The sequence below is a fragment of the Natronotalea proteinilytica genome, from assembly GCF_055379935.1.
Map to the genome: position 1 here is coordinate 2,963,758 of NZ_AP043947.1, position 14,055 is coordinate 2,977,812.

A 14,055-nucleotide genomic window follows, 5' to 3' on the forward strand; every position below is an offset into this window, starting at 1 on the left:
GAAAGGTCCGTACCCCCCTGAATACATCTTCCGATGTTGTGAAGTATTTCATGGAAGCGGTTCCAGTTCAAGTTGTCGCAACATCCCTGCTTTCAGATAGGTACGTTAGCCCGACGTCCTCTCGTTCATGCACGCTCCCGCTCTTATGCCAACGACGTTTGATACCCTTCGCGACTTGCTTACCCGGCGCATTCTGGTGATGGATGGCGCGATGGGGACGATGATTCAGCGTCACGATCTCTCTGAAGCCGACTTCCGCAACGATCAGGTGGCCGATGTGGAGGCCGACTTGAAAGGCAACAACGATCTACTCTCTCTTACGCGTCCGGATGTCATTCAAGACATCCACCGGCAGTATCTGGCCGCGGGCAGCGACATTATCGAGACGAACACCTTCAGCGCCACCGCCATTGCGCAGGAGGACTATTCGCTGAAGCATCTGGCGTACGAGCTAAACGTAGCCAGCGCCCGGCTGGCACGCGAGGCCGCTGACGACGCCTCGACCGAGGACAAGCCCCGGTTCGTAGCCGGCGCCATGGGTCCGACCAACAAGACGCTCTCCGTCTCCCCCGACGTCAACGACCCCGGGTACCGCGCCGCAACTTTTGAGGAGCTGCAGACAGCCTACTACGAGCAGGCACGCGGACTCGTAGATGGCGGCGTGGACATTCTGCTTGTGGAAACGGTCTTCGATACGCTAAACTGCAAGGCGGCGCTCTACGCCATTCAGCGCCTCTTCGACGACCGCGACCAGCAGTGGCCGGTCATGATTTCGGGTACCATCACCGACATGAGCGGGCGTACGCTCTCGGGGCAGACGCCTGAGGCATTCTACACCTCGGTGATGCACCAACCCCAACTGTTGAGTGTGGGACTCAACTGCGCGCTCGGCTCCAAGCAGATGCGCCCGTTTATCGAAGAGCTAGCCAACTGCGCGGAGACGTTCACCAGCCTCTATCCGAATGCAGGGCTTCCCAATGAGTTTGGGGGATACGACGAGACGCCCGAGTTTATGGCCGAGCAGCTCGATAGCTACCTAAACGAAGGCTGGCTTAACATTGTGGGCGGATGTTGCGGCACCACACCCGACCACATCGAAGCATTTGTGGATGTGGCTGCTCAGCACGCCCCCCGCGAGCGCCCCGAGCCCTCAACCACGCTGCGCCTGAGCGGACTCGAACCGCTGGTCTTCCGCGAAGACCTGAACTTTGTGAACATCGGCGAGCGCACCAACGTGATGGGCTCACGCCGCTTTAAGCGCCTCATTAAGAACGACAATTACGAGACAGCACTCAACGTGGCGCGGCAGCAGGTCGAGAACGGGGCGCAGCTCATCGACGTGAACATGGACGAGGGCATGATCGACGGCCCCGCCGCCATGAAGCGCTTCTTGCAGCTGGTGGCCGCCGAGCCCGACATCTCGCGGGTGCCCATTGTGATCGACTCCTCGAAGTGGGAGGTGCTCGAAACCGGGCTGCGCTGCGTGCAGGGCAAGCCGGTCGTAAACTCGATCTCGATGAAGGAGGGCGAGGAGGAGTTCTTAGAGCATGCGCGCCTCTGTCGTCGCTACGGCGCAGCGGTTATCGTGATGGCCTTCGACGAAGACGGTCAGGCCGACACCTACGAGCGACGCACTGAGATCTGCGAGCGGGCCTACCGGCTCCTGGTGGATGAGGTGGGCTTTCCTCCGCAGGATATCATTTTCGATCCGAACATCTTCGCTATCGCCACCGGCATCGAGGAGCACGCCACCTACGGCATCGACTTTCTCGAAGCCACCGAGTGGATTAAGGAGAACTTGCCCCACGCCAAAGTCAGTGGCGGACTCTCCAACATCAGCTTCTCGTTCCGGGGTAACAACCGCGTGCGCGAGGCCATGCACACCATCTTTCTCTACCACGCCATCAAGCGCGGCATGGACATGGCAATCGTCAACGCCGGGCAGATCGAGGTCTACGATGAGATCGATGATACGCTGCGCGAGCGCATCGAAGACGTGCTCTTCAACCGCCGCGACGATGCCACCGAGCGACTGGTCGACCTGGCCGAGGAAATCGCCGCGCAAGACGACGACACCGAACAGGAGGAAAAAACCGCTGAATGGCGCGAGGAGCCGGTCGAGCAGCGCATCGAGCACGCGCTTGTAAAAGGCATTCTTGATCACATCGTTGAAGATGCAGAGGAAGCGCGCCAGAAGTACGACGAATCGCTCGACGTAATCGAGGGTCCGCTCATGGATGGCATGGACGTGGTTGGCGATCTGTTTGGCGATGGCAAGATGTTTCTGCCGCAGGTCGTGAAAAGCGCACGCGTGATGAAAAAAGCTGTGGCTCACCTGCGTCCGTATATCGAAGAAGAACAGGCCGCCGAAGATGCGCGCCGCGAGGCTGCTGGCGAAGCTCCTCGCGAAGACACCGACAACCCGAAGGTACTCCTGGCTACCGTGAAGGGCGATGTGCACGACATCGGCAAGAACATTGTCGGCGTGGTGCTGCAATGCAACGGCTACGACGTAGTCGACCTGGGCGTGATGGTGCCGGCCCAGGAGATCCTCGCCAAGGCGCGCGAGCACGATGTGGACATCATTGGGCTGAGCGGACTCATTACGCCATCGCTCGATGAAATGGTGCATGTAGCTGAGGAGATGGAGCGAGAGGGATTCGACATTCCGCTGCTGATTGGCGGCGCCACCACCTCCGAAATCCACACCGCCGTAAAGATCGCCGAGCATTACAGCGGTCCGGTGGTCCATGTGCTGGATGCCTCACGCAGCGTGAACGTAACGGGTAACCTGGTGGCCGAGGACCTGCGCGATACGTTCTTGCGCGAGGTGGAGGAGCGCTACGAAACGCTCCGGGAACGCCACAAGCGCGGCGGACGGCGCAAGACGTATCTGTCTATTGAGGAGGCGCGCGCCAATCGTTTCACCAGCAACTGGAACGAGGTGCCCATTACCACGCCGAACAAGCTCGGCACCACCGTCTTCCCGAAGGTACCCATTGACACACTCCGCGAGTATATCGACTGGACGCCCTTCTTCATTGCGTGGGATGTCAGCGGGAAGTACCCTGCGGTCTTTGATGATGAAGAGAAGGGGGAGGAGGCCCGCCAGCTTTACGAGGATGCCAATGCAATGCTCGACCGGCTCTCGCGGCGCCGCTCACTCACCTGCAACGGCATTATTGGACTGTATCCGGCCAACCGCGTGGGCGACGACATCGAAGTGTACACCGATGACACCCGCACGCAGGTAGCCACCGTGCTGCACTCGCTGCGCCAGCAAACCGAGAAGCGTGGTGATATGCCGAACCGGGCGCTGTCTGACTATGTAGCGCCCAAAGACAGCGGCATCGGCGATTACATCGGTGCGTTCGCCGTTACCGCCGGCCTCGGGCTGGAGCACATCATCGAGGACTTCAAGGCGGCGCAAGACGATTACAACGTCATCATGGCCCAGGCCCTGGCCGATCGGCTGGCCGAAGCGTTTGCCGAATACTTACACGAACAGGTACGCACCGACTACTGGGGTTATGCCCCCGACGAAGACCTGTCGAACGAAGAACTGATCCGCGAAAAATATCGAGGGATCCGTCCGGCGCCCGGCTATCCGGCATGTCCAGATCACACCGAGAAGCCGCTCATCTGGGATCTGATGGGCGTGGAGAAGCACACCAGCATTTCTCTCACCGAAAACCTAGCCATGTACCCGGGTGCCTCGGTGTGCGGCGTGTACTTTGCGCATCCGGAAGCCAGCTACTACAACGTCGGCACGTTCGAGCGCGATCAGATCGAGGACTACGCCTCTCGCAAGAACATGGGCGTCGCCGAAATTGAGCAGTGGCTGGCCGATCGGCTGGCGTACGACCCGGCGGAGTACGAAGATGAACGCGCGATCGTAACGGTATGAGGTGTGCCACGAGTCTGGTAAGTAACATCAACTTTGAAGCTGAGTTTTGCCCATCTCAATTCAATAGTCCCAAGGGCATATCGAAATAGTTTACTACATCAACAGCCCCTTTTCAACCAACGGTTTCCCTTCCAATTGTAAGTCCCTTCGGCCTCGAAGAAGTGGGCCGCCCGGACGGAGCCGCTGGGCCGCGCCCGAAAATTGATCCTGTTTAAGCGAGCCTGCGAGCGAGTTTGATCAATTTTAGCGGCCCTACAGGCAGAGTCAGGCCCAGTTCTTCCAGCCTTGATTTTTTTTAGTTCGTTTTTGCATCAAGGCAAAAATGAACACCCCCTTTGCATTACGGGCATGAGAAAAGAGTCCTCTCCAAGACAGAAGTTCTCAGACCCACTAGCAGAAAACGGTTAAACCAGCTAGTATTCCAAAGCCAAAGGCGTCGCCGATCCCACTTAGTGCTGTGTCACAGGTCAAAGTTTGGGTGGACAACGACCTCGTTTTTATGTTGTCATCTTGAGCGGAGCGGCTCCGTCTAGGAGACGTGGAGTCCTGACACGAGCGAAGCGACTGACGAACGCAGTGAGTAAAGATCTCCCCCGAAATGAGCAGGGCCGTTGAATCACCAGTAGCCGCTGAACCTCGCGGAGATGGTTCGGCGTGCTCCGGGCTGGGCCCGTCGTGTGCTCACCATGACAGGTTTTTTGGAGGGGGTTGTGAGACAGAGGTTGGCACGGTCTCCGTCCCCAAACATTCAGGTGCAACAGAGAACTAGTTTGGGCTCCGAACCGCTCCCTCCTTACGCAGACGCGCACGGCACCCACTGTCCACGGTGGTAGATGCCGTGCGCTTTTCCAATCAGTTCATCGTCCACAAACGGCGTGTTGCGGCTCTTTGAATAAATGTCGGCCTCGGTGAACGTCCACCGCGTATCGGGGTCAAACACCGTGAGGTTGGCTGCGGCTCCTTGGGCCAGCTCGGGCTGCGGCAATCGCAAGATGCGTCGAGGAGCCACTGTAAGCGCCTGCACCACCTGTATGAGCGAGCAGCGTTCCGTATCCAGTAGCTCACGCCCAATAAGCCCCCACGCAGTTTCGAGCCCCAGGATACCGTTGGGTGCTTCAGTGAACGGAACGTCTTTTTCGCGTGGTGCGTGAGGGGCATGGTCGGTGCACAACACCTCAATGGTGCCATCGGCCACACCCGCCTTGAGGGCCTCCACATCGGCCGCACTGCGCAGCGGTGGATGCATCTTCGTATTGGTTGAAAAGCCCGACGCCTCCACCGCCGCATCGGTCAGGGCCAGGTGATGCGTGCACACCTCGGCGGTGACTGGCAGGCCATCGGCCTGGGCGCGGCGCACCAATTCCACCCCACGCGCTGTTGCAATATGTGCCACATGCACGTGCCCGCCCGTAGTCCGCGCCAGTTCGATATCGCGTGCAATCATAACCTCTTCAGAGCACGCCGGAATCCCTGGAATACCCAGCCGCGCCGACACCTCCCCCTCATGCATGTGGCCGTTGGGGTTTAGTGCGGGAGCCTCCATATGGTTAATGATAGGCCGGTCGAGGTGCGCAGCGTACTCAAGGGCACGCCGCATAAGCTGTGCATCGTACACCGGCGCGCCGTCGTCGCTGAACGCTACAGCCCCTGCTTCAAGCAACTGGGCCATATCCACAAGCTGCTTTCCCGCTCGCCCACGCGACACGCAAGCAATCGGGTGCACGGCCACCGGTCCGTTGGCTGCCTGCTTCACGTATGCAACCAGCGCCTTCGAATCCAGCGGCGGATTCGTGTTGGGCATACACGCCACTTCAGTGAATCCCCCAAACGCAGCGGCCTGCGTTCCCGTCGCAATGGTCTCCTTGTATTCGTATCCGGGCTCACGCAAGTGGACATGCATATCCATCCAGCCGGGCGACAGGTAACGACCCGAGCAATCCACACGGAGGATATTTTCGGGCGGATCAATGGAGGAGGCGATGGCTGCGATTTCTCCATCGCGGATAAGCACATCAGCGGCATAGGTCCGTTCGGCGTACGGGTCAACGAGCGTCCCGCCGTAGAAAAGCACATCGGAAGTCATGGCACATAAGGGGCATGCGGAAGGAAAGGCGTCCGCATCCCAACATACAAGCCAGCCCGGTTGAATGCGATGCCTGACTCCGCTCTTGTGGGTGACACTCCCGTGAAGATACGCCCAACTATGTGTCTCAACACGTTTGTTGCATTGATGACGTAACGGAGCCGGCGCGTAGCCTACCCATCCAGTGCGCATGCGAGAGACCTCGCGGCGCGTACGCATTCTGACCAATCAATGCATGCTGATATTATGGCAACCTCTACCCAAGACCACGCAGAAGCCGTTCGCAATGCGGCCCAAGATGCGTTTGGCTTTGTGCCGAACCTGATTGATGAGTTGGCGGGCCAAAACCCTGCGGTCGCCGAAACCTACCTGAAGGCCAACGGCCACTTGAGCAATGGCGTGCTGTCGCCCGCCGAACAGCAGGTGGTGATTCTTGCTATCTCGGGCTACAACGACTGCCACTACTGCACCAAAGCGCATTCGGCAGCAGGAGCCCAAGCGGGACTCGACTCCGACACCATTCAAACGCTTGTAGACGGCGGCCTTCCCGATACCCCTCGCGCTCGACTTCTCACACGGGCAACCAAGCGCCTTCTTGGTAAGCGCGGCTGGTTGAGCGATGCTGACAAGGCCGAGTTTGAGGAAGCGGGGCTGACTACCGCCGCTCTCTATGAAATCGTAGGCCTGATTGGCGTAAAAACGATTAGCAACTACGTAAATCACCTGGCCGACACCCCGGTGGATCCGCAGTTTCAATAACGAGCTGGACGCGTTCCAGCCCCAACATGCTGCCAGACTCGTAGAGGGTGATTTTGAGTCGTGGCAGTACCGCCCATCTTGGCATGCCTGTATGTGGTGCCAGGGTGGGCGTTTTTATTGTCATGAGAGGTGAAATGGCCTGTTGCGTCGCTGCCTTCCTCTATGCCCGATCAATAGAAGCCGCTTCCAGCATCGCGTTGAGCTCGATCATCGTGGCTGCTCCATGCACCAAATCATCGAGCGCCCGCATTTCATTGGTGCGCAGCACGAGCACCGGCTGATTCGGACACGGAATGCGCAATTGCCACCGGCACCCGTGTGAGCACGCACAGCCTTCCACAGACTCACATAGCGTCTGCAGTTTGCGCTGCATGGTGGGCAACACGTCGGCACATACCGAAAACGTGAGCTCGTTCATGTGGATACGAACCAGTCCGTCGGACGTACGCGCTACATGTCCGGCGTCGGTGGAGTATACAACTGTTGTATCGGGGGAAGCAAGCGACATATCAGCAGAACAGGCTACATTGAGGAGCACACAACCATTTATTTAGATTCAATCCAAACAAGTTGAGTTTCTTAACTGGTGCCGTGATCCCAATAAGGTTTGGTGAACCTGCGTAGCGCTCCTCCTCCGGCTGCCGATACGCATTTGCAAACAACCCAAAAAGGTTGTATTCTATTTTTACAACTTATTTTGGTTGTGGGAAAAGTGGCATGGATGATTTATACGCAGTACTTACCGGAGATATAATTCAATCGGAAAGAGGCCACGCTACTGAACCGATTGCGGAAGGTATATCTACTGCGCACGAGCAGATGCAATCCGCGTATGGTAGGGTTGCCCCCTATCCTGTTTCCGTGTTTCGAGGGGACAGCTGGCAACTCGTTGTTACCAATCCTACGTATGCGCTGCACATTGCTGTTGCCTTCCGTGCAGCCGTGCGCAGGCACGCTCAGCGAGATACGCGCGTTGCTATTGCGGTCGATACGGTCGATGCGCTGGACACGACCCAGGTCACTCAAAGCACAGGGCCCGCCTTTAAGCGTTCCGGGGAGATGCTTGATACACTTAAAAGGCCCTATCGAATGCGATGTGTTATGCCCGATTCGGCACCACACGCCGTGGGGCTCGCAGCTTCTGCACTGACTGACATGGCCGACCATCTGACCAGTCAATGGACGGACGCACAGGCGCAGGCTGTTTACCTAAACCTGATTGCTCAAGCCGCAGAGGGCACGGTATCACAACGCGAATGTGCTGCAAAGTGGCATCCGCAGCCTATTACACAGCAAGCGTTTAGCAAACATCTTCGACATGCGCACTGGAAGCGCCTCCAGGATGCACTGCAACGCTACCAAACACTCGTTTCGAATATCGCCCACATATCTGCTTGATACCAATGAATATCGAAATAGCTATCAGCCTGAGCATTTTCGTACTTGGTGCGTTCTTCGTTATCTACGGCGGAGGATGGTGGGTCGGGCTCATGCTGGCACGTTACGACAGCGCAATCAATGACGACGGGCTTCCCGGCGCGGGGCGCCTTATCGGCTATGCGGAACGAACGCTTATCTTCACCTTTGTGCTCGCCAACGCTCCGGCGGCCATCGGTTTTCTGGTCACGGCCAAGTCAATCTTCCGATTCGACAGTATGCAACGGGAGCGCGCCCACGCAGAGTATATCATCATCGGTACGCTGCTGAGCTTTGCCTACGCCGTGGTACTGTCTTACGTTATTCGACTGGGTTTGCAGGTATCGGGTCTGTTCTGACCGTCCCGTCGCACTTCATCACGTACGAGCGACATCCGGTACAGTGCGGTTGAGGTCGGATGCTGCATTTCGTATCCTTCTAAAGCGTCCGTTATCGTTTACAACAAACCCACGTGTTGATGCGCATCGCTATACGTCACGGAGCCTGGGGGCTCTTGCTTGCACTGGTTCTGGGAATGAGCAGCGGGGCCGTACACGCCCAGCAGATCCTTGACCACGACGACTACGCTATCTGGAATCAGATCCACACGCAGACCCTCTCGCCCAATGGCGAGGCGCTCTTCTATGTGCTTGGCCCCGAACACGGCGACGATACCCTGCGCGTGGCTACACACGAGGGCACCCATCAGTTGGATGTGCCGCGCAGCGCCACCGACGCGCAGTTCACCGCCGACAGCCGCCACGTGGTTACACGTCTTGTGCCGCCGTACGATCACGACGATGATGATGCGCCCGACTCGCTCGCCGTTGCGCATCTCGAATCAGGGGATATGCAGCGCATCCCGCACCTTGACTCGTTTGGACTCCCCGATGACAACGGACGCTGGCTCGCCTATCACCACACCGACGACATAGAAAATGGCGATGAGAATAGCGATGCAAACGAAAACGAGAACGACGAGGAGCGCGACGATACCGGCACACGCCTCGTGCTGCAAGACCTCGACAACGACGACACGACCGAAATCGAGCACGTAAGTGCGTATCACTTCACCGATGCGGGCGACTGGCTGGTCTACACCACCGCCACGCCCGACAGCACCGGCGATGGCGTGTTTGCCCTTGCCACTGAGACTGGAGCAACGACGCCGCTCCTTGAAGGCCCTGGCACCTACAGCAACCTCGCGCTCGACGACGACGGCACGCAGGTGGCCTTCCTTACAAACCGAGATGATCTCGAGGCCGAAGCCATCGACGCCGATGAAGAAGCCTACACCCTGTATCACGCCACGCTCGGTGAGGAAGCCACGCTCATTGCCGATCTCGACACCGACGGGATTCCTGCTGACTGGTGGGTAAGTAAGCATGGAACGCTCTCGTTCTCTGACAACGGAAACCGCCTCTTCTTTGGCACCGCTCCGCAGCCCGACCCCGATACCACCGCAACGCTCTTAGACGAACCCGTTGAGGTAGACATCTGGCACTGGCAGGATGAGCGTCCACAGAGCGTGCAACTGAACGACCGAGAGCAGGAATTGCGCCGCACCTTTCAAGCCGTGGCGCACCTGAACGATGGCAACCGCATCGTACAGCTCGCCACCGAAGACTGGCCCAGTGTGAGCGTCGGCGACAATGGCAATGCCGGCCTTGCCATTGCCAATACCAACCGTCCGTATCAACAAGAAATGTCGTGGGACTTCCCGACCTATTACGATGTCTACCTGATTGATGTAGACACAGGCGAAGAGCGCCTCGCCGCGGAGGGCGTGCAGTATCCGGCCTCGCTCTCGCCCGAGGCGCAGTATCTGACGTGGTGGGACGGCACCGATGAAACGTGGTGGACACAGTCGGTCGAAGCCGGCAGTTCACCCATCGACCTGGGCGCGGCCATCGATGCGCCGCTTTACGATGAACAGCACGACCGGCCCATGCCACCATTTCCGTATGGATCCGCCGGATGGGTGGCGGATGACGAGGCGTTTGTCCTTTACGATCAGTTCGACGCGTGGGCAGTCGATCCCTCCAATCCGGAGGCACCGACCAATCTCACCGGCGGCATGGGTCGCGCAGAGGAGGTGCAGTTTCGCATCCGCCAGCTCGACCCGGAGGCCGACGCGATCGACCCCGATGAGCCGCTAATGCTGCACGCCTTCAACACCGACACCAAAGCCTCAGGCTACTACCGCGGCACGGTCGATAGCAGCGCGCCCACTGAACTCATCATGGACGACCGGCGCTTCTCATCGCTCACCCGGGCCGACGAGGCCGAGCGCCTGCTCTACCAGCGCGAAGACGTGCGCGAGTTCCCGAACCTGTGGACGACCGGCCTCGACTTCAGCGAGCCGGTGCAGGTCAGCGATGCCAACCCACAGCAGGCCGACTACCGCTGGAGCACCGCCGAGCCGATGTCGTGGACCTCACTCGTAGGGGAAGATCTCGACGGCATTCTCTACAAGCCCGACGACTTCGATGCGAGCGAGACGTATCCACTCATGGTCTACTTTTACGAGCGCAGCAGCGACAACCTGCACAACCACTGGGCGCCCGCGCCGCATCGCTCCATCATCAACCCCACCTTCTATGCCAGCCGTGGCTACGTCGTGTTTGTGCCCGACATTGTCTACGAAGAGGGCTATCCGGGCGAGAGCGCCTACAACAGCATCATGCCGGGCGTGATGATGCTTGCCGAAGAGCCCTACATCGACAAAGACCGGATGGGCTTGCAGGGCCATAGCTGGGCGGGCTACCAGATCGCGTACATGCTCACCCGTACCGACCTCTTTGCTGCTGCCGAGGGCGGCGCTCCCGTAGCCAACATGACGAGCGCCTACGGTGGCATCCGGTGGGGTACCGGGCGCAGCCGCATGTTTCAGTACGAGCGCACGCAGAGCCGCATTGGCGGTACGCTCTGGGAGTACCCAAACCGCTACTGGGAGAACTCGCCCCTCTTCTACGCCGACCGCATCGACACACCCCTGATGATGATGCACAACGACGAAGACGGCGCGGTGCCGTTCGAACAGGGCGTAGAGCTGTTCATGGCCCTGCGTCGTCTCGGGCAGCCGGCCTGGCTCATCAACTACAACGGCGAGCCCCACTGGCCCACGCAGTACCACCTGAAAGTGGACTGGCAGATGCGCATGCAGCAGTTCTTCGACCATTACCTCATGGACGGCGATGCTCCGGCCTGGCTTGAGGAGGGCATCCCTGCCACGGAGAAAGGCCGCACGCTGGGCTACGAAGTGGAGTAGCAACGAACTGCGTTATTGTATCGAATGGGAGTCATCCGTTGCGGGTGGCTCCCATTTTTTATTTTTCGGGATACGAATCATGTCCGCTCCGACGTATGCTTTTGCGCTATATCGGTACGCTGTTCAGTTTCTGGACGGAGCGTCATTTTGCACGGACATGAATCAACTTTACACAAGCCCATGCGCATTCTACAGCATTCCCTAATGTCGCCGCTACGCCTTGTCAGCGTGCTCCTGCTGTTTGTATTTATTGCCCCCGCACTTGTACAAGCCCAGTCCAGCTTCGACCTGCAGTTTAGCGACCGCGCGCTCGGCGCGTTGGAGCGCTCCGCCGAAGACGGCATCTCGCCTGAACGCTTTGCCGAATGGATGGTGGAGCACGGAGAGGTGACTCTTGAACTCGAGGGAGTGGAGGGCGAAATCTCCCCCCAGCTTATGATCGCCGTGTTTGACGGAGAAGGCCGCAAAGTGCAAAACGATACTCCACTGCGCGCTGTCGAAGGTCGCCACCCCCTTGGCGATATGGTTGAGACCCGTGAGGTCGAACGTTTGGTTAGACGGGTTATCACCGGCGAGATCCGGTTGGATACTGTGGAAAGGAGTGACGAAGACTTGTTTATCTCATCCGGGTCGGGGCGCACTCTTGCACCCTCGGTGCATGTTGCTGATGCTTTTTGGACCAACCGTTTAATCAAAATTGAGAACGACTATATTATTTTTGATACCTCTTGGGATAGAATTACTGAAGTAGAAGTGGGCGATCTTCTATGGTTTCAAAATTCCATGTATACTCCAACTATCCGTGAGGTAGTAGCTGTTAATGAAAGCGCTGCGGAAGTATTCTTTCTCAACAATATGTATATACCAAGTGATACCCTTTTCTCAGGCAGTCACTTTGTATCCACTTCAGAGGACGCCCTGCGCGTCGTCGCCGAGCAGAGCCGCGAAGCCAGTGCCCGCCAAATGGAGTGTTGCAGTGGCAAACACGACGGTGCCACGCCTCATGGCATTGCCGTGATGATTCTTCCTGAAAGTGAGCGTTTTGATCAGCCCGTACGTCCCGGAGGCAGCCTATTCATCGCCTGGATCTAATCCGTATACAGCTCAAGCAGCCTTTCCAAATTGCCTTTGAGCATGTCATTGCGAGGAGCGCCAGCGACGCGGCAGTCGCCGGCGCCCTCCTCGCGATAACAACTTCGGACGGTACCATTCACGTGTGACACTGGACCGGCTGAGCCGTTTTTAAAGTAGGGCTCCCCACCCGAAGAAATAGCCCTTTGCACGAAAGCTGCAGCGGTTATTCGCTGTCTGCGGATGTGTGCCGGCTACCCTTTCGGGTGGGAGAAGCCTCTTGCCTTTCTTCTTTTTTATTCGCCACGTCAAACATAGAAGCCCCGTTTGCGGAAGAGGGCGTATTGCCCTCAGAAGATGGTCCGGTTTCTGCACTCTGCACGACGCGCGACAGCAACTGTTCGGCCTGCTGCACAGGCGTAGATTCGTCCTCGTTTTTGGTTTTATCAATCAGATTCTGAAGACGCGTGCTCACGCGTCGCAGCCGCTCTGCCGCTGTATCTGGCGACTGGTTTTCTTGTGACTGGTTTTCTTGTGACTGGTTTTCTTGTGATGAGGCGTCGTCGTTTTCCTGCGCTTGTTCAGGATGCCGGTACTCGTCTATCAAACGAGCAAGCACCTCATCCACCGAGCGGTTATTCTCGGTTGCCCGCTTGGCGAGCCACGACCAGAGGCGCTGGGGAAGTGTTACGTCGCGCGTATCAAGCGCATTTAACGCGTTTTCGGTGGACGATGGGGAGGGGGGGGACGTCATAATTGGGGCAAACCCTGTTCAGAAACCCAGGACAATGGAGATGCAGACAGCTAACACTGCATGTTATCGATTCGTGACTTGGTACCTTCTCCCTTAATTATTTGTTTGTGCCGATCTCTAAACGATCTGCGTGCGACGTAAAAAACCAGTTGGATCTGCGCAGCTAAGAGCCAGATATATTGATTTTTACTTTGGACTCCGGTGCGTCAATCTTCGGGATGCAAATGAGGCGGTAACTCATGAGGCGCCTCCACTGCATGCCAGGCGCCCTTCATTGAAACATTGGCATCACTTCCAAGATCGGGGCTAAGCTCTACATCAAGGATCCCTGACAGGTCGGGGCCGTCTGCCGTTTCAGGTTGAACAATGCCTCGCGTCCCCTGATACGCCCCCCTTGGATGCTGCATAAATACCGCTACCCACTTAAGGCTATCCTCAACAGAGCGCTCATCATCGTACAAGACACGGTCGGCTACCGCTTGCTCGATAAGCGATTGATGAGCAACCTGGTACGGCGCCTGTTGCACCTCGTGCGGTTCCCACGCAATAGACCACCCCATGCTATCCGCGTCAAGCTCAACGCCAAGCACCTTGCTTCCCGAACGGCGCACATACGCCTGCCCGCGCACGGTATCCTCCACAGCCCCCTGCAGCGTGATAACAAATGTACCACGCTCCAAATCATCAAAAGCATCGTCACTGCTACATCCACCAACGACAATGGATAGCAGCACCAACCCACATAGTACTTGCCAGAAACGGACGATCATTCCCATATTTTCTTTCTTTGACAC

Annotated in this window: 10 protein-coding genes; 6 read left to right on the forward strand and 4 right to left on the reverse strand. The window is 57.8% G+C overall.

The window, feature by feature from the left end; translation table 11 throughout:
* The first annotated feature begins 145 nt into the window (after positions 1-145).
* Positions 146-3,907 (forward strand): methionine synthase, encoded by a 3,762-nt coding sequence (metH, locus tag ACZ5AL_RS11795; RefSeq protein WP_464510591.1) that lies wholly within the window; start codon positions 146-148, stop codon positions 3,905-3,907.
* A gap of 793 nt (positions 3,908-4,700) precedes the next feature.
* Here metH and ACZ5AL_RS11800 read toward each other — a convergent pair.
* Positions 4,701-5,990 carry a dihydroorotase gene (locus ACZ5AL_RS11800; protein WP_464510592.1) on the reverse strand — a complete coding sequence of 430 codons (1,290 nt, stop codon included), beginning with the start codon at positions 5,988-5,990 and terminating at the stop codon, positions 4,701-4,703.
* Positions 5,991-6,236: 246 nt separating this feature from the next.
* On the opposite strand from ACZ5AL_RS11800, the gene ACZ5AL_RS11805 reads away from it, so the two are divergent.
* Positions 6,237-6,749: a carboxymuconolactone decarboxylase family protein gene (locus tag ACZ5AL_RS11805; RefSeq protein ID WP_464510594.1), complete on the forward strand. Its 513-nt coding sequence runs from the start codon at positions 6,237-6,239 to the stop codon at positions 6,747-6,749.
* A 160-nt stretch (positions 6,750-6,909) separates the two neighbouring features.
* On the opposite strand, the gene ACZ5AL_RS11810 is transcribed toward ACZ5AL_RS11805, so the two are convergent.
* Positions 6,910-7,257 carry a hypothetical protein gene (locus ACZ5AL_RS11810; RefSeq protein WP_464510595.1) on the reverse strand — a complete coding sequence of 116 codons (348 nt, stop codon included), beginning with the start codon at positions 7,255-7,257 and terminating at the stop codon, positions 6,910-6,912.
* Between the two features lie 593 nt (positions 7,258-7,850).
* Between ACZ5AL_RS11810 and ACZ5AL_RS11815 the strand changes: the two genes are divergently transcribed.
* From ACZ5AL_RS11815 to ACZ5AL_RS11830, 4 genes are all read left to right on the forward strand, one after another.
* Entirely contained in the window at positions 7,851-8,147 is a 297-nt protein-coding gene (locus ACZ5AL_RS11815) for a hypothetical protein (RefSeq protein WP_464510596.1), read from the forward strand.
* A 5-nt stretch (positions 8,148-8,152) separates the two neighbouring features.
* Positions 8,153-8,524, forward strand: a complete 372-nt coding sequence (locus tag ACZ5AL_RS11820) for a hypothetical protein (protein ID WP_464510597.1) — start codon at positions 8,153-8,155, stop codon at positions 8,522-8,524.
* 119 nt (positions 8,525-8,643) lie between these two features.
* Positions 8,644-11,436, forward strand: coding sequence for an alpha/beta hydrolase family protein (locus ACZ5AL_RS11825; protein WP_464510599.1), 2,793 nt, complete (start codon positions 8,644-8,646; stop codon positions 11,434-11,436).
* Positions 11,437-11,616: 180 nt separating this feature from the next.
* Entirely contained in the window at positions 11,617-12,528 is a 912-nt protein-coding gene (locus ACZ5AL_RS11830; protein ID WP_464510600.1) for a hypothetical protein, read from the forward strand.
* A 205-nt stretch (positions 12,529-12,733) separates the two neighbouring features.
* Here the strand turns inward: ACZ5AL_RS11830 and ACZ5AL_RS11835 are convergent, their stop codons facing one another.
* Together ACZ5AL_RS11835 and ACZ5AL_RS11840 are read right to left on the reverse strand one after the other, a co-directional pair.
* Complete coding sequence (locus ACZ5AL_RS11835; RefSeq protein ID WP_464510602.1) at positions 12,734-13,261, reverse strand: hypothetical protein; 528 nt, start codon at positions 13,259-13,261, stop codon at positions 12,734-12,736.
* A gap of 206 nt (positions 13,262-13,467) precedes the next feature.
* Positions 13,468-14,055: a hypothetical protein gene (locus ACZ5AL_RS11840; protein ID WP_464510603.1), complete on the reverse strand. Its 588-nt coding sequence runs from the start codon at positions 14,053-14,055 to the stop codon at positions 13,468-13,470.

Bases quoted from the DNA above. Each gene is read 5' to 3' on its own strand.
- metH (WP_464510591.1), top strand. From the start codon at position 146: ATGCCAACGACGTTTGATACCCTTCGCGACTTGCTTACCCGGCGCATT.
- ACZ5AL_RS11800 (WP_464510592.1), bottom strand. From the start codon at position 5,990: ATGACTTCCGATGTGCTTTTCTACGGCGGGACGCTCGTTGACCCGTAC.
- ACZ5AL_RS11805 (WP_464510594.1), top strand. From the start codon at position 6,237: ATGGCAACCTCTACCCAAGACCACGCAGAAGCCGTTCGCAATGCGGCC.
- ACZ5AL_RS11810 (WP_464510595.1), bottom strand. From the start codon at position 7,257: ATGTCGCTTGCTTCCCCCGATACAACAGTTGTATACTCCACCGACGCC.
- ACZ5AL_RS11815 (WP_464510596.1), top strand. From the start codon at position 7,851: ATGCCCGATTCGGCACCACACGCCGTGGGGCTCGCAGCTTCTGCACTG.
- ACZ5AL_RS11820 (WP_464510597.1), top strand. From the start codon at position 8,153: ATGAATATCGAAATAGCTATCAGCCTGAGCATTTTCGTACTTGGTGCG.
- ACZ5AL_RS11825 (WP_464510599.1), top strand. From the start codon at position 8,644: ATGCGCATCGCTATACGTCACGGAGCCTGGGGGCTCTTGCTTGCACTG.
- ACZ5AL_RS11830 (WP_464510600.1), top strand. From the start codon at position 11,617: ATGCGCATTCTACAGCATTCCCTAATGTCGCCGCTACGCCTTGTCAGC.
- ACZ5AL_RS11835 (WP_464510602.1), bottom strand. From the start codon at position 13,261: ATGACGTCCCCCCCCTCCCCATCGTCCACCGAAAACGCGTTAAATGCG.